The following is a 19,334-nucleotide window of genomic DNA, read 5'->3' on the forward strand; positions in this document are numbered from 1 at the left end:
CGACCGCGCCTGTGGCCCCTCCCGCGCTCCCGCCCGCCGACCCGGTCAGACGGCGAGCGACTGGACGGCGTTCCAGAGGTCGTTCTGGAAACCCGCCGCGACGCGAGACCCCGGCGGGAAGTAGTGGTGGGCGCTGGAGCCGAAGATGAGCCACGGCTTGTCGTGACGAACGGTCCCGGCGGGGATCTCCTCCGCGCCGTCCGAGCGAGTGACCGTCCACGTCTGTCGCCGAGGCGTGTCCTCCGCCACCACGCGGTAGCGGTTCCCCTCGTCGGTCTCGAACTCGAACGAGGGCTCCGCGCCGAGATCGTGGTCGCGGCTGACCTCGACACCGTCGACCAGGACTCGCGCGATGTTCGGCCGGTTCGTCATGGTGCGAGTGAACCAGGCACGCGCCGCCACGTCCGCCACTAGCGCGACACCGGCTGACACACCGCCAGCACCGCCAGCACCGCCGACACCGCCGACACCGCCGCCCCACGATGCTCCTCGCGGCGGATGCCGCCGTCGGTCGTCCCTGATGGACTGGGCGCATGACCGACGAGGCCGCCGACCGACCCCGATCCCGACTCCGCACCCGCGCCTCCGGCCCCACCCTCGTGGCGGCGACCGCCGCGGGGCTGTGGCTCGTGAGCGGGGCCCTGGCCGTCGTCGTCAGCTGGAGCGGCCTGCTGCCCGCCAGCGTCGGCGCGGTCCTGCCCGCGACGATCCCGTTCTCGCCCGGGGTGCGCCCGTGGGCCTGGGGCGTGGGGACGAGCCTGCTCGCCGCGGCGGTCGTGTTCCTGGTCGCGCGCCTCCTCGTCCCGCTCGCGACCCGCGTCGACGACCGCACCGCACGGGTCGCGCTCGCCTGGTTCGCGATCGTCCTCGCGGGAGGCGCGGCCGGCCTGGCCCTCGATCTCGCGACGATCGTGGCGGCGCTCCCGGCACCGCGCCTCCGCATGCTGCTCGACGGACTGGGCACCGACGCGACCGTCGGCGCCTGGTGGGGCGTGGTCCAGGGCTGGCTCCCTGCCCTGCTCGTACGGCGACGGGCGGCAGCCCTGGCCCCCTCGGAGCCCGAGCCCGACGACGAGCTGACGGCCGGACGCACGGCCGCGACGCCGTCACGAGCCCGGCGTCGCCAGACCCTCCTCGTCGCGACCGCCGTCGTGGCCGTCGCGGCGGTCGTCGCCACCGGAGCGCTCGGCCAGCGGGCCGCCCGCGTCGCGTCGGCGCAGGAGGCGGCGGTCGCCGAGGGCGCGGACCCTGCCCTGGGCGCCCTCCCCGACCCGTACGCCGAGGGCACTCCCGTCCCGACGCTCGATCCCGGTCGCGACCCGGACCGCGACCCCTCGTGGTGCACCCGCGACCAGGCGATGATGCTGCTCGGCGAGACCGGCGCGGCGACGGGGCACCGCAGCCAGACGCTGCGGCTGACGAACTACACGGACGCCCCCTGCGTGGTCGAGGGCTACCCCGACGTGGCCTTCGCCGACCAGAACGGCCACGAGCTCGCGGTCACGGCCGAGCAGGGCGGGTCGTTCCTCGCCGAGGACCGGGGCTACGCCCAGTTCGAGCTGCCGGCGGGGGCCTCGGCGGTCACGACCCTGGGCTGGGACGCGGGCGCCACCTCCGGCGCCCTCGTCGCCCGCACCCTGTACGCCGCGCCGTTCGCGACCGACGAGCGCGGCTCGTGGCCGGTCGAGCTCGACGTCGTCGCCGGCTCCGTCGTGCACGTGACGGCGTGGTCGCTCGAGACGGGCGCGACGCCCTGAGCCGGGCCGCCCCGCCCAGTCACGGCGCGACCGTGGGGCCCGAGAGCGACTACCCCAGGTCAGCCCCTCGAGGACCCTGCGGAACGGGCCTGCGTCGCGCGGAAGTTCTCTGCCGCGTCCGAGAGCGTCGCCTCGGCGTCGGCGTGCAGCTCGCGGGCGACCGCCTGCAGGTCGCCGCCCGTCGAGATCGCCGCGCCGATCCTGTCGGTGACGGCCTGGATGACCGTGACGAGCACACCGGCGTGGGCACGTGCGACGAGGGGGTTCAGCGCAGGATCGGTCTCGAGGAGGGCCGCCGCGATCGCGTCAGCCTGGTCGTGGCGGAACTGCAGCGCGTATCGCCGCAGCACGTCGCTCACCACCGACTGCGTCGGGTACTGGCCTCGAGCGAGGAGGGGATCCTGCCGCATGAAGTGGTCGATGTCCCGGTGCACGAGGTCGCTGAGGGCCTCGGCGGGAGTGAGGCCAGGATCGCGCTCGGCGACGAGGCGGCGCGAGTGCTCGAGCATCTCGTCGGCGAGGTCGAGGACGAGGTCGGGCTTCGTCGGGAAGTAGTTGTAGACGGTCTGGTCCGCGACCCCGGCTGCCGAAGCCACGTCCGAGACGGACACGGCGTCGTAGCCGTGCGCGGCGAACAGTACGGCCGCGACGTCGGCGAGTCGGGCGCGCATCTCGGCTTTCTTGCGCTCGCGGAGCCCCCGGGACTGTGTCACGCACCCAGCATCGCACGAACAGTGGTGTCACTCCAACTTTGTGCTACCGTGCGAATCGTGTAGTCACTACACGTTTCGATCGAGGGCCCGAGGACGGGCCGGAGCGGGAGGCACCATGGACACGGAGACGGACGAGCAGACTGACGCGAGCACGGAGCCGGGCGCGGACACGACGCGGCGACGGGGGCGGGTCCTGGTGTCGGGAGCGAGCTTCGCCGGGTTGACGACCGCGATCTGGATGAAGCGGCTCGGGTACGAGGTCACGGTCGTCGAGCTCGCGCCGGGGCTCCGCAAGGGCGGGACGCCGGTCGACCTGCGGGACGACACGATGGCGATCTTCGACCGGATGGGCATCCTGGCCGCGGTCCGCGCGAAGGCGCTGCCCCCGCGGACCACCGAGTTCGCGGACGCGCGTGGCACGACCATCGCCAGCACACGACCCGAACCCGATGCCGCGGCCGTCGTCGTCGACGAGTACGAGGTCCACCGCCACGACGACGTCGAGATCCATCGCGACGACCTCCTCGACATCCTGATCAGCGAGCTGGGCGACTCCGTCGAGATCGTCTTCGGCGACTCCGTGACCGATCTCGCCGACACGGCCGACGGCGTCCTCGTCACCTTCCGCGACGCTCCGGCCCGGGAGTTCGAGATGGTGCTGGGGTGCGACGGCGCCCATTCGACGGTGCGCAGGCTCCGTTTCGGCCCCGAGTCCGATCACAGCCACTTCTTGAACCACTACACCTCGGTGACGGTGGCGGAGGGAGCGCTCATCACGCCCTGGACCTCGCGGATCCAGAACACCCCGGGGCGCACCCTGCTGCTGAACGCCTACGACGACACCACCGACATCGTCTTCGTGTTCCGCTCCGAGCACGAGATCCCGTACGACCACCACGACGTCGACGAGCAGAAGGGGATCGTCCGCGACCGCTTCGCCGATGCCGGCGAGCCGTTCACGGCCGACGTCGTCGACCGAGCCCTCGGCGCCGACAACTTCTACTTCGACAAGCTGAGCCAGAACAGGCTGCCCCGCTGGTCGTCGGGTCGTGTCGCGCTCGTCGGCGACGCCGGTTACTGCCCGTCGCCGGCCGCCGGCATGGGGGGCTCGGTCGCGATCCTCGGGGCGACTGCCCTGCACGACGCGATGGTCGCGACCACCGGTGACGTCGAGAGCGCGTTCGTCGAGTACGAACGGCGCTTCCGCCCGACCGCCGAGCGGATCCAACGCGAGACGGAGCAGTTCGGCCTGCCCCTGCTGTTCCCCGACACCGCCGAGGCCATCGCCGCACGCGACGCGCAACTGCGCGCACTGTGACGCGGCAGCGGGGAGGGACGCGACCGGACCGGCGCTGGGGCCGCCCCGCCGCCTCCTCGGGGCCCCGCGTGCTCGAGTGCGGAACCGCTCGGGGCGGTCCCGCTCAGGCCCGGTCCGGCTCAGGCCCGGAAGGCCCGGGCGCCGGCGAGAAGGCGGTCGAAGGCCCGCTCGGCGGCCGGGTCGACCTCGCGCCGCGAAGCGTCGGCGTCGTACCAGTCGACGATCTCGCGAGCGCCGGCGGCCCAGGACGTCGTCGCGTGCCAGCCGGGCACGAACGCCTTGACCTTCGCGTTGTCGAACACGACCGAGTGGGCCTTGTCGCCCAGCAGGCCCGGGCCCCACTCGGGCTCGACGACGGCGACGCTCTCGCTCGCGACGTGCACCAGCCGGGGCTCGTCGACGCCTGCCGCGGCGGCGAGGGTCGTGTAGATCTGGTCCCAGGGCAGGGCCTCGTCGGAGGTGATGTGGAACACGTCGCCGACGGCGGCCGGCAGGCCGAGCAGCCCGACGAACGCGCGGGCGAAGTCGGCGTGGTGGGTGAGGGTCCAGAGCGACGTGCCGTCGCCGTGCACGACGACCTCGAGGCCGCGGCGCATGCGGTCGACGACGGTCCAGCCGCCGGTGACCGGGAGCGCCGTGCGGTCGTAGGTGTGCGACGGGCGGACGATCGTGGCCGGGAACCCGTGGTCGCGGTAGGCGGCGACGAGCAGGTCCTCGCAGGCGATCTTGTCGCGGGAGTACTGCCAGAACGGGTTGCGCAGCGGCGACGACTCGCGGATCGGCAGGGCCGCGACGGGCTTCTGGTACGCCGACGCCGAGCTGATGAAGACGTACTGGCCGGTGCGCCCGGTGAAGAGGTCGATGTCGGCCTGCACCTGGTCGGGCGTGAAGGCGACGAAGTCGACCACGACGTCGAACGACCGGTCGCCGATCGCCCGGCGGACCGAGGCAGGGTCGGACACGTCCCCCGTCAGCACCTCGACCCCGTCGGGCACGGGCCGGGTCGACGACGACCCGCGGTTGAGGACGGTGAGCTCGTGGCCGAGCTCGAGGGCCCGGACGGCCGCCGCCGAGCTGATGATGCCGGTGCCGCCGATGAACAGGACTGTCGACGCTGACATGGTGGGGCCTTCTTCCTTCGAGGTGGAGGGCCCCAGTGTGCTCGCCCCGCGGCCGGTCGGGTCGGCAGCGGCCCGCCGAGCCGGTCGGGACCTACTTCTTGACCGCGCAGGTGACCTGGTCCGCGCTCTGCCCCGAGACGGAGGAGGGGAGCGGGGTCGCCGCCGGAGCCGGAGCCGGGGCCGTGGTCTCGGCCGGCGCGTCCGTCGTGCCGGCGCCTGCGCCCGGCGTGGCCGCGTCGCCGGCGTCGGGGGCCGCGGTGGTAGACGACGGGGTCGGCGCGGGCGCGGGCGCCGGCGCGTCAGGGTCGATGATCGCGGAGCGCCCGAGGCTGTCCTCCCCCAGCACGACCGGCTGGCCGGCCTGCAGCACCGAGTTGAGCAGCGCCGCGGCCTCGGTGTCGACGACGACGCGGTTGCGGTTCGCGGGGTCGTCGGCGACGGGGTACTGGACGAACACCATGTCGGACAGCCCGACGGTGTTCACGGCGATGGCGATCTGCGCGAGCGTCGTGGGGCTCGAGAGGGTGTCCGAGAGCGTCATGTTCTCGAACGCGGTCCGTGCCAGGCGCAGCACCTTGGTCGGGTCCGTCAGCGTGCCCGCCGAGACGACCTGGCGGGCCAGGGCCGACATGAAGGTCTGCTGGTTGCTGATGCGGCCGAGGTCGCTCGCGTCGCCGACGCCGTGCCGCGAGCGCAGGAACGCGCCGGCCTCCACGCCGGAGAGGGTCTGCGTGCCGGCCGGCAGGTCGATGGCCGGCACGACGTCGTCGTCCTTGATGGGGGTCGCCAGGCAGACCTCGACGCCGCCCACCGCGTCGGCCATCGAGACGACGCCGCCGAAGGCGATGCTGCCGGCGTAGTCGATCTGCAGCCCGGTCAGCTGGCCGATCGTGCGCGCCACGCAGGCGAGGCCGTACTGCTCGCCGCCGCGCGACAGCGCCGTGTTGAGCATGGCCTTCGAGGAGGCGGGGGTCGTCTCGCCCGAGTCGTTCGTGCACTCCGGGATCGGCAGCATCAGGTCGCGGGGGAAGCTGATCACGGCCATGTTCGTGTGGTCCTCGGAGATGTGCACGAGGACGGTCGTGTCGTTGTTGCCGACGCCGGTGCTCGCCGCCTGGTTCGCCGGGTCGTCGAAGCCGCCTCCCTGGCCGGTCCGCGTGTCGGTCGCGACGAGCAGCATGTTCACCTCGCCGGACTGGGCCGTGAGCTCGGGGACGGGGCTCGCCGTCGTCCCGGGGACCGCGAGCGAGACGGTCGGCTGGGCCGTGCCCAGCACCTGCCACGTCGCGATGGCCGCCACGGACGTCGAGCTCACGAGGCCGACGACGACCGTGATGCCGAGGAGGCGGGCGACCAGACCGACCGGACCTCGCCTCCTGAGACGCCCGTGTCGGGCGACGCCGACCGTGCCCTGCGGTGCTCCGGTGTCGCTCATCTCCGCCCCCTGCTCCTCGGCCCCCGTCGAGGCGTCCTGCACAGCATCATGCCGTACCGCCCCTGGAGGGCGGTCCGCTCCCGCCGCGCGCCCGCGGTCCGCCCCCGCCGCGTGCCCGCGGACCGCCCGCATCGCGCGACACCCCGAAACCGGCACCACACCCCCATTTCTCGAGGTGTGGCGCCGGTTTCGGGGTGTGGCGCAGGGAGAACTGCGCTCCGCCCCGCGGTGCCCCTCCCACGCGGGGTCGTGCCCGCCCGGCCGCGGCGACAGGATGGCTCGGGGGGCTCGACGTCATGCTCCGGGGAAGCGAGGGCAGGGTGGACGACGAGCGACGCCACGGTCGGACGACGCCGGCGGAGCGCAAGGGCATCCTCGCGGCGTCCGCGATCGCGCTGGTCGGGCTGGGCGCGATCGCCTGGACCGTCAGCGGCGCAGGCTCGACGGACGGCCCCTTCGCCTGGGTGTCCGTCGTCGTCGGGTACCTCATCGGCGCCTGGTGCCTCGCGTTCGCCGGGTGGTTCACGGTGACCTACCTGCGGCAGCGGCGGTCCGCGCGCCGCTTCAGCGACCCGTTCGGCGACGGCGACTCCGAGGCGATCGCCCGGGCGGCGTCGGAGGCGGGCCTGGCCGACGTGCGGACCGTGCTCTTCGTCAGCCCGCGGGGCATCGGGCGGAGTCGGATGGCCGCCGAGTACCTCCGCGCCCTGACGCTGGGGACGCACGACATCGAGGCGGCCGGGGTCGCACCCGAGCCCGCGTCGGCGCTCGACCACGTGCTGCTGGTCGCGGTCACGGCCGTGGACCGGGCGGTCTTCGACACCCGCCGCCCCCCGCAGAGGGTGTCCGCCGCCCTGGTGGACCGCGCCCACCTCGTCGTCCGGATCGGGTGCCCCGGGGCGTTCCGGGTCCCGAGCGGGGTGGCCGTCCGCGACTGGGACGTCCCCGACCCGCTCGGCGGGGACCTCGAGCAGGCCTCGCAGGTGCGCGGCCAGCTGAGGCGCCACGTCGAGGAACTCGCCGGCGAGCTCGGTCTCGCCCATCGGTCGCTCGACCTCCGCGATCGGGTCGTCCCGGGGCAGCGCCACGTGTTCGCCGCGGCGCGGGCGGCGGAGCTGCGTCCGCCCGTCGAGCGGGACGACGAGTCGGCGTGGATGTCCACGCACGCCGAGGCCCGCCTTCTGGTCGAGATCGCCGACGCACCCGAGCGCGCGGCCGAGATCAACGGCCGCGGGCCCCGACGGCCCGACTTCGTCGTCCCGTGGCTGATCTCGGCGGGAGCCGCCTCGTCGGCCTTCGCCCGGGAGCTCGAGTGGCGGGCCCTGGGGTCGCCCTCTCCCCTGTCCGCCGCGGAGGACGCCGTGGCGCGCGTGGTCGACGGGCTCGTGACGATCGGTGCGCTCCGGCCGTTCTCCGACGCCCGGCGACTCGAGCTCCGGCGTTCGGGTCGTGCCCAGCGCGACGTCGACGACCCGCCGGAGCGCTGGCCCGTCGGGCTCGCGGGCGAGTACCCGGCGATGGCGGAGGCGCGGTCGACGGCAGAGGACCTGGCCACCTTCGAGGTCGTGCCGGATCGCATGCTCGCGGCGTACCCGGATCTCGACGTCGAGGGCGACGCCTGGGCGGCAGCCGCGGCCGCGGCTCGCGCCGTTCGGCGAGGATGAGGCGTGATCAGCGACCTGAGCCTCCCCGTCCACCTCTCGGCCCGCGGCGCCGACGTGCTCCTGCGGCGGGCTGCGCCCGACGACCTGCGCGCGATCATGCGGCTGCTGTCCGACGACCCGATCAGTGCGGGCCGAGGTGACGTCGCCGGCGACGAGGACGCCGCCGCGTACGCGACCGCGCTCGAGCGCATCGTCCTCGACCCGAGCAACGAGCTCCTCGTGGCGGTGGACGACGGGCGGGCGGTCGTGGGCACGCTGCAGCTGACGGTCATCCCGGGCATGGCACGCCGAGGGAGCACCCGGCTGCTCGTCGAGGCGGTCCGGGTCGCGAGCACGCAGCGCTCGTCGGGCGTCGGCAGCGCGCTGATGCGGTGGGTGGTCGAGGAGGCCGCCGTCGAGCTCGGCACGCCGCTCGTGCAACTCACCTCCGACGCCGCACGGACCGACGCACACCGCTTCTACACGCGACTCGGCTTCGTCGACTCCCACGTCGGCTTCAAGTACCCGGTGACGCTGCCGGACCCCGTGACGCAGCCGGACCCCGGGGCCGACCGCCGCACCTCCTGATCGGAGCCCGTCGACGGACGGTCCGTCAGGCGCGAGGCGAACGCTCGTCGAGCAGTGCCGCGAGCCGTTCGAGATCGCCGCGCACGGCGTCGGCGTCGGACTCGAACTCGGCCTGCGTCACGCCGTCTCGGCGGAAGAGGGTGAAGACGGCCTCGCTGCCCTGGTCGTTGGCCACGACGCGGAAGGGGTTGCTCACCACCGAGCCGTCGGGCAGGGTCACGTCGTGGTCGAGGATGCCGAGCTCCACCGGCCCCGTGAAGGCCACCTCGACGACGCCCATGGGCGAGTCCGTGAACCACCGCCCGTCCTCCTGACGGATGCCGGCGCTCAGGCCGGCCGCCCACGCGGGCAGGTTCTCCGGGTCGCCGGCGACGCTCGACACGGCGGCGACGTCGTGGTCGAGCGCACGGGAGATGTGGACGACAGGCCAGGTCATGTCGGCAAGCTAGCAGCCCGTCAGCCCCCCTCCTCTGGGGAGCCCGCCGCGAGCACCGGGTCCGTACCGTGTCCACGGGGAGGGCCATGTCGAGCGAGAGAACACAGCCGAGCCGCACGGATCTCGTGCTGGCGCACGCGACCTGGATGACGCTCCTCGCCGTGGGCACCCTGACCGCCGCGGCGATCCCGGGCTTCATCGGATGGTGCGGCACAGCTCGGACCGGTTGCCGATCGGAGGCCGAGGTCGCCGCGGGCATCCTGCAGGCCGTCACGAGCATGGGCGTCGGGGCCGCTCTCGTGGCCGTGGTCTTCGTCGTCCTGCCGTGGGCACGTCTGAAGGTGCGCCTCCTGGTCACGGCCGGCCTCGTCGCCCTCGTCGCGCTCGCGGTGGCCGCGTGGCTGTCGTGGACGCGGTGAGGGGCACGTCGTCGTGAGCGACGGACCGAGGAGGCGCCCCCTCCTTCACCTGCTCTGGGCCGGACCCGTCGGGCTCCTGCTCGGCATCGTCATGGGCGCTGCCGGTTTCTGGGCCTGGTGCGGCACCGAGCAGTGCGCAGAGACGGACCCTCCTCACTACGTGATGGACTCGGTGGTGGCCTTCGCTGCGGCCGGCGTCGGCGCAGCCCTGGGCGGGCTCATCGTCGTCACGGCGACGCGGGGGGCAGGGGTGCGGACTCGCCTGACGGCTGGCGCCGGCGTCTTCGTCGTGGTGATGCTGCTCGCGGTCTGGTACTTCCGGCGTTTCACGGCCTGAGCGTGGACCGCACGCACCAGGCACTACCTGCTGAGCACGGCCGGGGGCTGATCGGCTACCGGACACGGAAGCGAGCCCACGCGTCCGCCGGCAGGTCCGGGCGACCGGGGACGGCACGGCGTTCGAACGCACACGATCCATCAGCGTCGAGGGCGACCGTGCGCCAGAACCGCGCCGCGGCCTCGTTGCGCTCCTGGTAGGCGACGGCCCACCGACCAGGTCGCGCCTCGGTCAGCTGCACCACGGCGGTGCGTCCGACATGAGAACGTCGCGCGGCCTTCACGACGAAGAAGCTGCTGATGACGTGCTCCTCGGCGTCGAGCCCGCGCAGGACGGCGAGCCCGATCGGATGCTGCCCGAGGCGGAAGACGTGGGCGGACTAGCCCGGTTCCGAGAGGCCGGCGTCCAGACGTTCCTGGCGGTACCGGCCTCGTCCGTCGGGGAGCGCGCCCGTGAACGCGGACATCTCGTGGCGGAACATCGTCCAGAGCTGTTCGAGCTCGGGGCGGTCGCGCTCGTCGGCGGTCGTGACGGTGAGGGGCTGAGGAGTGGTCATACAAGAAAACCTCCACCGATCCGGCAGAGGTCTCGTGGACCAGTTTACCGCCCCGTCCCACTGGTCACTGCTCCGCCGCGGCACCGACGTCGGCGCCCCAGACGACCTCGTCGTCGACGAGCAGCGACGTGGGCGCGAGTCCGAGCCGCCCGGCGACCCGCTGCGATGCCGTGTTGTCGGGGTGGATCGAGGCCCGCAGACGCTCGACGCCGCTCAGGCTCAGCCACGTCACGACGGCGGCGGCCGCCTCGGACGCGACTCCGCGCCCCTGCTCCGACGGCGTCACCACCCACGCGAGGTCGGCGACGAGGTCGGGGCCGTCCTGTGTCAGCGTCGCCTGGACGAAGCCGACGGCCGCCCCGCCGTCGACGGGCCGGATGATCCAGTTCGACCACCCGGCTCGTCCGTCGTCGGAGCGGCCTCGCGACTGACGGCGGTAGCGCGCCTCGAGCTCGCCCGGCGTGGGCGACTCACCGCCGGTGAACCGGTACAGGGCTCGGGGCGCCAGGGCGGTCACCATCTCGCTCGCGTGCTCGACGGTCAGCGGCTCGAGGGAGAGGCGCTCCGTCCGGAGGGCGACAGCTCGGGGCCACGACATGAGAAGAGCTTGGCAGGGTCGGTCTGCCCGTCGTGAGCGTGACTCGGTTCACGGCCTGCGGCGTGCACCCCGTCGGTAGCCGAGGCACGCCGCGACCAGCAACAGCCCGATGACGACGACGACCGCGCCGACGAGGCTGGCGGTCGAGAGGACGTGCAGACCGTCCGCGGTGAACACCGTGTCCGAGAGGGGCGCGTACGCGAACCACCCGAACGACACAGGTCGCGCTGCCTCGACGGCCAGGACGACCACGCCCGCGACCGACACGGCGCATCCGAGAAGCAGGAGGAGGCGGGAGGCTCGGTCGACACGACGCGTCATGTCTGGACCATGGCGCCGGTCCACCCCGAGGACGCGCCGAGGGGTGACCCGCGTCGGACCGTCTCAGGCATCTGGCCGCGACTCGGCGGCCCAGGCACGACCCACGCCCTCAGGCTCCGAGCGACGCGATCCAGCTCTGCACCGCGACCGCCGCGGCGCCGCGTGCCCAGGCGGCGAAGTCGGCGTCCCCGGTCAGCACCCGCACCTCCGTGGCCTCGGGGTCGCGGTCGGCGGCGAGGCCGGCCCGCAGCTCCTCGGCGGCGACGGGCACGTCGACGAGGCCGACGCCCTCGCCCGAGAGCACCACGGTGCCGACCATGCCGAGGTTCGCCACCGCGGCGACCAGACGCCCGAGCGACCGGCCGGCCGTGCGGACGACGCCGGACGCGGCCGGGTCGCCGGAGGCGGCGAGCGCCAGCAGCTCGTCGTACGGGACGGGCCGGCCGAGCTCGGCGGCGGCCACGGCGCACAGGCTCGGCGTCGACAGCATCGCCGTCGAGCAGCCGCGGTGCCCCTCGGGGCAGATCGGCCCGGAGGGGTCGAGGGGCACGTGCCCGCCCAGCCCGAGACCCGTGTCGGGCGTGATCACCTGTCGGCCGTGCACGACCAGCCCGTAGCCGACACCGGCGCCGATGGTCAGCACCGCGAGGTCGTCGACGCCGCGCCCGAGACCGAACCAGTGCTCCGCCTCGGTCAGCGCCACCACGTCGTTCTCCACGACGACCGGCAGTCCGAGCCGCGCCGCCAGCATCCCGCCGAGGTCGACCTCCCGCCAGTCGAGGAACGGCGCCCGCCGCACCACCCGCTGCCCGGTCACCGTGCCGCCGACGGTCACCCCGACGCCCGCGAGCCCCACGGCACCCGCGCCCGCCTCGACGCCTGATCCGGTACGTGACGGATCAGCCGCAGCACGAACACCACCACCGACACCCGCGCCCCTCACGGCACCCGCACCCGCCTCGACACCTGATCCGGCACGTGACGGATCAGCCGCAGCACGAACACCACCACCCCCGCCCGAAGCGCCCGCGCCCGCACCTACATCAGCCCAGGCCCCGGCCCCCGCGCCGCTAGCGAACAGCACCGCCACCAGCCCCACCAGCGTCTCGACGACCTCCTCCGGCGACCGCCCGTCGAGGTCGACGTCGACCGACGCGAGCGTGCGTGCCCGCAGGTCGGTGAGCACCCCGAACGCCTGGTCGCCGGTCAGCTTGACCCCCACGAAACGGTGCCCGTCGACCCGGACGTCGAGCGGCCGCACCGGGCGCCCCACGGCCCCCGCCGCCTCGACGGCACCCTCGACGAACAGCCCCGAGTCCAACAACGGCTTGCTCAGGCGCGTCAGGCTCGCCGGCGACAGCCGCAGCCGCCGCCCGAGCTCGGCCCGCGCGACCGGCCCGTGGATCAGCACCTCGCGCACCAGCTCGCGCCCCGACTCGCCCCCGCCCCGCACCGGCTCCGCCGTCATGCCCACCATCCCGCGTCGTCGCCGTGACGGTCGTCACGACTGCCGCGGACCCCGATCCGCAGACCGCGACCCGCCGAGCATATCCACCGGACCCGGCCCGCAGGAGGCGCCCACCGCATCCTCGACTCCCCTTGACACCCCCATTACTTCCGTCATAGAACTAACTCATGCAGCGTCGCACCGACTCGTCCGCGCCCGAGCTCCACCTCCGTCAGGGAGGCACGAGCGTCGTCCTCGACACCTCCGGCGCCGGCCTGCCGAGCATCGTCCACTGGGGCCCCGACCTCGGCGACCTCAGCCCCGCCGCCCTCGCCGGCCTCGTCCTCGTGGCCCGCCCCCAGCGCGTCTCCGGAGCCCTCGACGAACCGGCCCGCCTGACGCTGCTGCCCCTCGAGTCCGACGGCTGGCAGGGCACGCCCGGCCTCGTCGGCAGCCGGGCCGGCGCCTCCTTCTCCCCTGCCTTCGCCGTCACCGACCTCGACGTCGCCGAGAGCGACACCGACACACACACCAGCACAGCCGGCACCACCCTCACCGTCACCGCCGACGACCCCGCCGCCGAGCTCCGCCTCGTCGTCACCCTGCGACTCGACCCGCACGGCCTGCTGCACCAGCGCCTCCGCCTCACGAACACCGCCGCGGGCTCGACGAGCCCCGAGTGGCAGGCCGAGACCGCCTCCGCGGCCGCCGCCCTCGACACCGCCGCGACCTACGAGCTCGGCGAGCTCGCCGCGACGTTCCCCCTGCCGCACACCGCCGGCGAGGTGCTCGACACCACGGGCCGCCACCTCCGCGAGCGCACGCCCCAGCGGCACGCGCTCACGGTCGGCCGGTACGACCGCGAGAGCCGCCGCGGCCGACCCGGGGCCGACGCCAGCCTGCTCGTCGCCGCCGGCACCCCCGGCTTCGGCTTCGAGCGCGGCCTCGTCCACGCCGCCCACCTCGCCTGGAGCGGCAACCACCGCGTCAGCGTCGAGCGCCTCGTCTCGGGCGCCGCCCACACCCGCCTCGCCGAGCTGCTCACCCCGGGCGAGGTCCGGCTCGGACCGGGCGAGAGCTACGAGACGCCGGAGGCGCTCGGCTCGTGGGGAGACGGGCTGACGCAGCTCTCGGCACGGTTCCACCGCCTCCTGCGCGCCCGGCCGCAGCACCCGTCGACGCCGCGCCCGGTGACCCTCAACACGTGGGAGGCCGTCTACTTCGACCACGACCTCGCCCGCCTCAGCGCCCTCGCCGACGCCGGCGCCCGGGTCGGCATCGAGCGGTTCGTGCTCGACGACGGCTGGTTCCACGGTCGGCGCGACGACACCACCTCGCTCGGCGACTGGTGGGTCGACGAGACCGTCTGGCCCGACGGGCTCGCGCCGCTGATCGACCACGTCACCGGGCTCGGCATGCAGTTCGGCATCTGGGTCGAGCCCGAGATGATCAGCCCCGACAGCGAGCTCGCGCGGGCGCACCCCGACTGGATCCTCGGCCCCGGAGAGGGCCGCCTGCCCGCCGTCGCCCGCCAGCAGCAGGTGCTCGACCTGTCGAACGCCGACGCGTCCGCCTACCTGCTCGACGCGCTGGACGCGCTGCTCCGCGACCACGACATCGCCTACCTGAAGTGGGACCACAACCGCGACCTGCTGGAGGCGGGCGCCGGCTCCCCGGCACGGCCGGCGGTGCACGAGAACGTCCTCGCGCTCTACCGCCTGCTCGACGAGCTGCGCCGCCGGCACCCCGGCGTCGAGATCGAGAGCTGCGCCTCCGGCGGGGCCCGCGTCGACCTGGGGATCCTCGACCGGACCGACCGCATCTGGACCAGCGACTGCATCGACCCCGTCGAGCGCCTCGTCAACCAGAAGCACACCGGCCTGCTCGTGCCCTACGAGCTGATGGGCGCCCACGTCGGCGGGCCCCGCTCGCACTCGACCGGTCGGCGGCACGACCTGTCGTTCCGCGCCGGCGTCGCCCTGCCGGGGCACTTCGGCGTCGAGTGGGACATCAGCTCGTCCGACGTCGACGACGCGACCCTCGACGAGCTCGCCGCCTGGATCGCCGTTCACAAGGCGAACCGCGAGCTGCTGCACACCGGGGTCGCCGTGCACGCCGACCTGCCCGACCCGGGCACCGACGTGCGCGGCGTCGTCGCGGACGACGGCAGCCGGGCGCTGTACACGTTCACGCAGGTGACGACGAGCGCGAGCTACCCGCCCGGGCCGATCACGCTGCCCGGCCTCGACGACGACCGCGAGTACCGCGTCCGGCTCGCGGCGCCGACCGACGTGCTCGGCGGCCCCGGCCAGTCGCCGCTCGCCTGGGCGCTCGACGGGGTCGTGCTGACCGGCCGTGCGCTGGGGCTCGGCGGGGTGCAGGCGCCGGTGCTGTTCCCCGAGCAGCTCGTGCTGCTCGAGGCCGTCGCCCTCCCCTCCCTCGTTCAGGAACACCGGTCCTGATCCCCGCGGGAGGGGGACGCGGGTTCCTGAACGGTGCACGGATCAGGATCGCCGCACCCGCGCCTCCTGAATGATGGAGGCGGCACCTCACACCCCCCGGCAGGACGAGACTCGACGCATGACCGACTCCACCTCCCCCGCCCCCACGACCGAAGGAGGAGCGGCGCAGCACCCCGAGGCCCCCTGGTGGACGTCCGCCACCGTCTACCAGATCTGGCCCCGCAGCTTCGCCGACGGCGACGGCGACGGCGTGGGCGACCTGGCGGGCATCCGCAGCAAGCTGGGGCACCTGCACGACCTCGGCGTCGACGTGCTCTGGCTGTCGCCGATCTACCGCTCGCCGCAGGCCGACGCCGGCTACGACATCAGCGACTACGACGACATCGACCCGCTGTTCGGCACGCTCGACGAGTTCGACGAGCTGCTCGCCGAGGTGCACGCGCTCGGCATGAAGCTCGTCATGGACCTCGTCGTCAACCACACGAGCGACCAGCACCCGTGGTTCGCCGAGTCGCGGTCGTCGGTCGACAGCCCCAAGCGCGACTGGTACGTCTGGCGCCCCCGGGCGGCCGACGGCTCGCTGCCGACCGAGTGGCGCAGCTTCTTCAGCGGCCCCGCCTGGCAGCTCGACCCGGCGACCGACGAGCACTACCTGCACATGTTCGCGGTCGGCCAGCCCGACCTGAACTGGCGGAACGCCGAGATGCGCGCCGCCGTCCACGCGATGATGAACCGGTGGCTCGACCGCGGGGTCGACGGGTTCCGCATGGACGTCATCAACTTCATCGCCAAGACCCCGGCCTCGCTCGAGCCCGGCGCGGCGGGCTTCGAGATGGACCCGTCCGTCCACGACCACCTGCAGGAGATGCACCGCGAGGTCTTCGCGCACCGCCCCGACCGCCAGCTGATCACGGTCGGCGAGATGCCCGGGGCCACCGTCGACGACGCCGTGCTCTTCACCGACCAGCAGCGGCACGAGCTCGACATGGTGTTCCAGTTCGAGCACGTCGACCTCGACCACGGCCCCGACTCGAAGTTCGACGTGCGGCCGCTGCGCCTGAGCGCCCTCAAGCGGTCGCTCGCCCGCTGGCAGGAGGGCCTCGCCGACCGCGGCTGGAACAGCCTCTACCTCGGCAACCACGACCAGCCCCGCCTGGTCTCGCGCTTCGGCGACGACGGCCCGTACCGCGTCGAGTCCGCGACGGCCCTCGCCGCCGTGCTGCACCTGCACCGCGGCACGCCCTACGTGTACCAGGGCGACGAGATCGGCATGACGAACGCGGGGTTCACCTCGATCGAGCAGTACCGCGACGTCGAGTCGCTGAACTGGCACGAGGAGGCGCTGGCCGCGGGCGCCTCCGAGGCCGACGTCCTCGAGTCGCTCCGCTCGCGCAGCCGCGACAACGCCCGCACGCCGGTGCAGTGGTCCGCGGGCGCCGCCGCGGGCTTCACGACGGGGACCCCGTGGATCGGGGTGACCGCGAACAGCGCCGAGGTGAACGTCGAGGCCGACCGCGCCTCCGGCGAGCGCAGCGTCTTCGAGTTCACCCGCCGGCTGATCGCCCTGCGGCACGAGCTGCCCGTGGTGCAGCTCGGCGCCTTCGCGCTGCTGGCGCCCGACGACGAGCGGCTCTGGGCGTTCACGCGGACGCTCGGCGACGAGCGGCTGCTCGTGCTCGCGAACTGCTCGGGCGAGCCCCTCGACCTCGACCCGGCGCTCGACCCGGTGCTGCGCCGCCGCTCGGTGCCCGACCTCGTGATCGGCAACACGCCCCACGGCATCGGCTCGCTGACGCTCGGCCCCTGGGAGGTGCGGGTGCTTCGCGGCTGACCGCTTTCCGCCGCCCCAGGGCGCACGTTGACGCGAATCCCCTCTTGCGCCGATGCAGGTGACGCAATAGCGTCGGGTCATGCAGAGCAGCGAGGTGGTCCAGCCCGGTGAGCGAATCGTCCTCGACGACGTCGACCGCCGCCTCCTAGCCGCCCTCGCCGCCGACGGGCGCGGCTCGTGGGCCCACCTCGCGGCCGGCGCGGGCTGCTCGGTCTCGACGGTGCAGCGCCGCTTCGCACGGCTCGTCGACGCCGGCGTCATGACCGTCATCGCCGCGGCCGACGTGCTCGCCTCGGGCCTCGGGGTCTCGGTGATGACCCGCGTGCAGTGCGGCCCCGCCGACGTCGAGGCCGTGGTCGACCGGCTCCGCCGCCGGCCCGAGGTGCGCTTCGCGACCACCGTCTCGGGCTCGACCGACTGCGTGGTCGAGTTCGTGGTGCCCCGGTTCGCCGACCTGCAGGCGCTGCTCGGCGAGCTGTTCCCCGAGCCCGGCATCCGCACCGAGGCGCTGCCCGTGCTCCGCACCTTCACGGTGCCCTTCGCCTCGTTCCCGGGCGCGGCGGCCGGGCCGACCACGCCCGCCGCCTCCCCCCGCACTGCCACCACGGAACCCGCCCCCGGCGACGACGCCCCCGCGACGTCCCCCGGCGACGACACCCCGAACGCGGCGGCCCCCGACCTCGACGAGTCCGAGGGCGTCGTCCCGGTCGCGGCGACGGCCACGGACGCCGAGCGGCAGGTGCTCGACCTGCTCGTCGTCGACGGCCGCCTGCCGGTGGCCGACCTGGCCCGCAGCATCGGCAAGAGCGAGACCGCCACGGGGCGGCTGCTGCAGACGATGATCTCGTCGGGCCGGCTGCGCGTGGGCCCGCTGGTCACCCCCGACCTGCTCGGCCTCGACACCGAGCTGATGGTGTGGATCTCGGTCGCCCCCGACCAGCTGGGCGCCGCCGCCCGGCAGCTGGCGCGGCACGGGTCGGTGCACTACGCCGCCGCGACCGCGGGCCGGTTCAACCTGATCGGCCAGGCCTTCCTCGGCGGCTTCGCCGAGGTCTACGACTTCACGACGACCGTGCTCGGCGCCCTCCCCGGGGTCCGCGAGGTCGACGTGAGCGTCCAGATGACCACGCACAAGCGCATGTGGACCCCGCTCGTGGGCGGCCGCTTCGCCCGGGACGACACGGACGGCGACCCCGCCGACTGACCCGAGGAGGCGCGTCGCCGACCCCGCGACCGTCTCGTCCGCCTCCCCCCGCCCTCCACTCCCCCGACCCCGACCTCTCGCACGTCGACCGTCCGCCTCGCGGACGTCTCCGGCGCGCCCTCGAGCTGTACCCCGAAGGAGCACGATGACCACCGACGACACCGCCCAGCCCTGGCAGTGGGACGAGCCGACCTGGCGCGGCCACGTCGAGCGCGTCCGCGCCGGCCGCTCGCTGCTGCCCGCCGCCGGGCCCGACCGCTGGCCGGGCGGCGCCGCCGTCGCCGTCGCGATCTCGTTCGACTCCGACCACGAGACCCCGTCGCTGCGCGACGGCGAGACGTCGCCCGGCCGCATGGCCCAGGGCGAGTACGGCGCCCGCGCGGCCGTGCCGCGCATCCTCGAGCTGCTGCACCGGCACGAGGCGCCCGCCTCGTTCTACGTCCCGGCGGTCTGCGCGCTGCTGCGGCCCGACGAGGCGCCCGGCTACGTCGAGCGCGGCCACGAGGTCGCGGTGCACGGGTGGATCCACGAGCGGAACACGCAGCTCGGCCACGACGACGAGCTCGACCTGCTCGGCCGGGCGGTCGACGTGCTGACCGCCCAGACCGGCGTGCGGCCCACGGGCATCCGCACCCCCTCGTGGGACTTCAGCGACTCGACCCTCGACGTGGTGCGCGAGCTCGGCTTCGCCTACGACTCGTCGCTGATGGCCGACGACGTGCCCTACGAGCTGCTGCACCGCGGCGAGCGCACCGGCGTCGTCGAGATCCCCGTCGAGTGGATCCGCGACGACGCCCCCTACCTGATGATGGACAGGTTCGGCGGCCTGCGCCCCTGGATGGCGCCCCGCGACCTGCTGCAGATCTGGATCGACGAGCACGACGCCGCCCGCGCTGCCGGCGGCGTGTTCCAGCTGACCCTGCACCCGCACATCATCGGCCACCCGTCCCGGCTGCTCGTGCTCGACCGCCTGCTCGAGCACATCCGCTCGACCGACGACGCGTGGATCACGACGCACGCGGCCCTCGCCGAGCACGTGGCGCCCGGCCTGCGCGACTGAGCCGCCGCCTCCTCGGGTCCCGACCCGACACCCGACCAGCACCGCCCCCCGAACCGACTCACGGAACCACCCGACGACACCGGAGGAC

19 protein-coding genes are annotated in these 19,334 nt (G+C 74.1%); 10 read left to right on the forward strand and 9 right to left on the reverse strand.

Features of this window, described 5'->3' with window-relative positions; genetic code table 11:
• Positions 1 to 45: 45 nt before the first annotated feature.
• Complete coding sequence (locus tag FHR78_RS14470) at positions 46 to 372, reverse strand: hypothetical protein (RefSeq protein WP_166761267.1); 327 nt, start codon at positions 370 to 372, stop codon at positions 46 to 48.
• A gap of 161 nt (positions 373 to 533) precedes the next feature.
• Here FHR78_RS14470 and FHR78_RS14475 point away from each other — a divergent pair, with 161 nt between their 5' ends.
• Positions 534 to 1,757, forward strand: a complete 1,224-nt coding sequence (locus FHR78_RS14475) for a DUF4232 domain-containing protein (RefSeq protein WP_166761268.1) — start codon at positions 534 to 536, stop codon at positions 1,755 to 1,757.
• Positions 1,758 to 1,816: 59 nt separating this feature from the next.
• Here the strand turns inward: FHR78_RS14475 and FHR78_RS14480 are convergent, their stop codons facing one another.
• On the reverse strand, positions 1,817 to 2,470 hold the full coding sequence (locus FHR78_RS14480; protein ID WP_166761269.1) for a TetR family transcriptional regulator: 654 nt from the start codon (positions 2,468 to 2,470) through the stop codon (positions 1,817 to 1,819).
• 115 nt (positions 2,471 to 2,585) lie between these two features.
• Between FHR78_RS14480 and FHR78_RS14485 the strand changes: the two genes are divergently transcribed.
• On the forward strand, positions 2,586 to 3,788 hold the full coding sequence (locus tag FHR78_RS14485) for an FAD-dependent monooxygenase (protein ID WP_166761270.1): 1,203 nt from the start codon (positions 2,586 to 2,588) through the stop codon (positions 3,786 to 3,788).
• 119 nt (positions 3,789 to 3,907) lie between these two features.
• On the opposite strand, the gene FHR78_RS14490 is transcribed toward FHR78_RS14485, so the two are convergent.
• Both FHR78_RS14490 and FHR78_RS14495 read right to left on the reverse strand, forming a co-directional pair.
• The gene (locus FHR78_RS14490; protein WP_166761271.1) at positions 3,908 to 4,909 is read right to left on the reverse strand and encodes an NAD-dependent epimerase/dehydratase family protein; all 1,002 of its coding nucleotides are present in this window, start codon (positions 4,907 to 4,909) and stop codon (positions 3,908 to 3,910) included.
• Positions 4,910 to 5,000: 91 nt separating this feature from the next.
• Positions 5,001 to 6,344: an LCP family protein gene (locus tag FHR78_RS14495; protein ID WP_166761272.1), complete on the reverse strand. Its 1,344-nt coding sequence runs from the start codon at positions 6,342 to 6,344 to the stop codon at positions 5,001 to 5,003.
• 320 nt (positions 6,345 to 6,664) lie between these two features.
• Here FHR78_RS14495 and FHR78_RS14500 point away from each other — a divergent pair, with 320 nt between their 5' ends.
• Together FHR78_RS14500 and FHR78_RS14505 are read left to right on the forward strand one after the other, a co-directional pair.
• Positions 6,665 to 8,008 (forward strand): hypothetical protein, encoded by a 1,344-nt coding sequence (locus tag FHR78_RS14500; RefSeq protein ID WP_166761273.1) that lies wholly within the window; start codon positions 6,665 to 6,667, stop codon positions 8,006 to 8,008.
• A 3-nt stretch (positions 8,009 to 8,011) separates the two neighbouring features.
• A complete protein-coding gene (locus FHR78_RS14505) occupies positions 8,012 to 8,575 on the forward strand; it encodes a GNAT family N-acetyltransferase (protein ID WP_166761274.1) in 564 nt (187 codons plus the stop codon).
• Positions 8,576 to 8,600: 25 nt separating this feature from the next.
• Here FHR78_RS14505 and FHR78_RS14510 read toward each other — a convergent pair whose 3' ends face one another.
• A complete protein-coding gene (locus FHR78_RS14510; protein WP_166761275.1) occupies positions 8,601 to 9,011 on the reverse strand; it encodes an SRPBCC family protein in 411 nt (136 codons plus the stop codon).
• Between the two features lie 86 nt (positions 9,012 to 9,097).
• Between FHR78_RS14510 and FHR78_RS14515 the strand changes: the two genes are divergently transcribed.
• Positions 9,098 to 9,430, forward strand: a complete 333-nt coding sequence (locus tag FHR78_RS14515; RefSeq protein ID WP_166761276.1) for a hypothetical protein — start codon at positions 9,098 to 9,100, stop codon at positions 9,428 to 9,430.
• Between the two features lie 13 nt (positions 9,431 to 9,443).
• Positions 9,444 to 9,767 carry a hypothetical protein gene (locus tag FHR78_RS14520; protein ID WP_166761277.1) on the forward strand — a complete coding sequence of 108 codons (324 nt, stop codon included), beginning with the start codon at positions 9,444 to 9,446 and terminating at the stop codon, positions 9,765 to 9,767.
• A 379-nt stretch (positions 9,768 to 10,146) separates the two neighbouring features.
• Here the strand turns inward: FHR78_RS14520 and FHR78_RS14525 are convergent, their stop codons facing one another.
• The 4 genes from FHR78_RS14525 to FHR78_RS14540 form a co-directional block, all read right to left on the reverse strand.
• Entirely contained in the window at positions 10,147 to 10,323 is a 177-nt protein-coding gene (locus tag FHR78_RS14525) for a hypothetical protein (RefSeq protein WP_166761278.1), read from the reverse strand.
• Positions 10,324 to 10,387: 64 nt separating this feature from the next.
• Positions 10,388 to 10,921: a GNAT family N-acetyltransferase gene (locus FHR78_RS14530; RefSeq protein WP_166761279.1), complete on the reverse strand. Its 534-nt coding sequence runs from the start codon at positions 10,919 to 10,921 to the stop codon at positions 10,388 to 10,390.
• 48 nt (positions 10,922 to 10,969) lie between these two features.
• Positions 10,970 to 11,242, reverse strand: coding sequence for a cbb3-type cytochrome c oxidase subunit I (locus tag FHR78_RS14535; protein ID WP_166761280.1), 273 nt, complete (start codon positions 11,240 to 11,242; stop codon positions 10,970 to 10,972).
• A 109-nt stretch (positions 11,243 to 11,351) separates the two neighbouring features.
• Complete coding sequence (locus FHR78_RS14540; protein ID WP_243862629.1) at positions 11,352 to 12,710, reverse strand: ROK family protein; 1,359 nt, start codon at positions 12,708 to 12,710, stop codon at positions 11,352 to 11,354.
• A 167-nt stretch (positions 12,711 to 12,877) separates the two neighbouring features.
• Between FHR78_RS14540 and FHR78_RS14545 the strand changes: the two genes are divergently transcribed.
• The 4 genes from FHR78_RS14545 (at position 12,878) to FHR78_RS14560 (ending at position 19,246) form a co-directional block, all read left to right on the forward strand.
• Positions 12,878 to 15,151, forward strand: coding sequence for an alpha-galactosidase (locus tag FHR78_RS14545; protein WP_166761281.1), 2,274 nt, complete (start codon positions 12,878 to 12,880; stop codon positions 15,149 to 15,151).
• A 118-nt stretch (positions 15,152 to 15,269) separates the two neighbouring features.
• Entirely contained in the window at positions 15,270 to 16,982 is a 1,713-nt protein-coding gene (locus FHR78_RS14550; RefSeq protein WP_166761282.1) for a glycoside hydrolase family 13 protein, read from the forward strand.
• Positions 16,983 to 17,061: 79 nt separating this feature from the next.
• Positions 17,062 to 18,186: an Lrp/AsnC family transcriptional regulator gene (locus FHR78_RS14555; protein ID WP_166761283.1), complete on the forward strand. Its 1,125-nt coding sequence runs from the start codon at positions 17,062 to 17,064 to the stop codon at positions 18,184 to 18,186.
• Positions 18,187 to 18,331: 145 nt separating this feature from the next.
• Positions 18,332 to 19,246, forward strand: a complete 915-nt coding sequence (locus tag FHR78_RS14560) for a polysaccharide deacetylase family protein (RefSeq protein WP_166761284.1) — start codon at positions 18,332 to 18,334, stop codon at positions 19,244 to 19,246.
• Positions 19,247 to 19,334 lie beyond the last annotated feature (88 nt).

This window comes from Frigoribacterium faeni, assembly GCF_011761235.1.
In the GTDB taxonomy this organism is placed as follows: Bacteria; Actinomycetota; Actinomycetes; order Actinomycetales; family Microbacteriaceae; genus Frigoribacterium; species Frigoribacterium faeni_A.

Bases quoted from the DNA above. Each gene is read 5' to 3' on its own strand.
- FHR78_RS14470 (WP_166761267.1), bottom strand. From the start codon at position 372: ATGACGAACCGGCCGAACATCGCGCGAGTCCTGGTCGACGGTGTCGAG.
- FHR78_RS14475 (WP_166761268.1), top strand. From the start codon at position 534: ATGACCGACGAGGCCGCCGACCGACCCCGATCCCGACTCCGCACCCGC.
- FHR78_RS14485 (WP_166761270.1), top strand. From the start codon at position 2,586: ATGGACACGGAGACGGACGAGCAGACTGACGCGAGCACGGAGCCGGGC.
- FHR78_RS14490 (WP_166761271.1), bottom strand. From the start codon at position 4,909: ATGTCAGCGTCGACAGTCCTGTTCATCGGCGGCACCGGCATCATCAGC.
- FHR78_RS14495 (WP_166761272.1), bottom strand. From the start codon at position 6,344: ATGAGCGACACCGGAGCACCGCAGGGCACGGTCGGCGTCGCCCGACAC.
- FHR78_RS14510 (WP_166761275.1), bottom strand. From the start codon at position 9,011: ATGACCTGGCCTGTCGTCCACATCTCCCGTGCGCTCGACCACGACGTC.
- FHR78_RS14515 (WP_166761276.1), top strand. From the start codon at position 9,098: ATGTCGAGCGAGAGAACACAGCCGAGCCGCACGGATCTCGTGCTGGCG.
- FHR78_RS14525 (WP_166761278.1), bottom strand. From the start codon at position 10,323: ATGACCACTCCTCAGCCCCTCACCGTCACGACCGCCGACGAGCGCGAC.
- FHR78_RS14530 (WP_166761279.1), bottom strand. From the start codon at position 10,921: ATGTCGTGGCCCCGAGCTGTCGCCCTCCGGACGGAGCGCCTCTCCCTC.
- FHR78_RS14535 (WP_166761280.1), bottom strand. From the start codon at position 11,242: ATGACGCGTCGTGTCGACCGAGCCTCCCGCCTCCTCCTGCTTCTCGGA.
- FHR78_RS14540 (WP_243862629.1), bottom strand. From the start codon at position 12,710: ATGACGGCGGAGCCGGTGCGGGGCGGGGGCGAGTCGGGGCGCGAGCTG.
- FHR78_RS14545 (WP_166761281.1), top strand. From the start codon at position 12,878: ATGCAGCGTCGCACCGACTCGTCCGCGCCCGAGCTCCACCTCCGTCAG.
- FHR78_RS14550 (WP_166761282.1), top strand. From the start codon at position 15,270: ATGACCGACTCCACCTCCCCCGCCCCCACGACCGAAGGAGGAGCGGCG.
- FHR78_RS14555 (WP_166761283.1), top strand. From the start codon at position 17,062: ATGCAGAGCAGCGAGGTGGTCCAGCCCGGTGAGCGAATCGTCCTCGAC.
- FHR78_RS14560 (WP_166761284.1), top strand. From the start codon at position 18,332: ATGACCACCGACGACACCGCCCAGCCCTGGCAGTGGGACGAGCCGACC.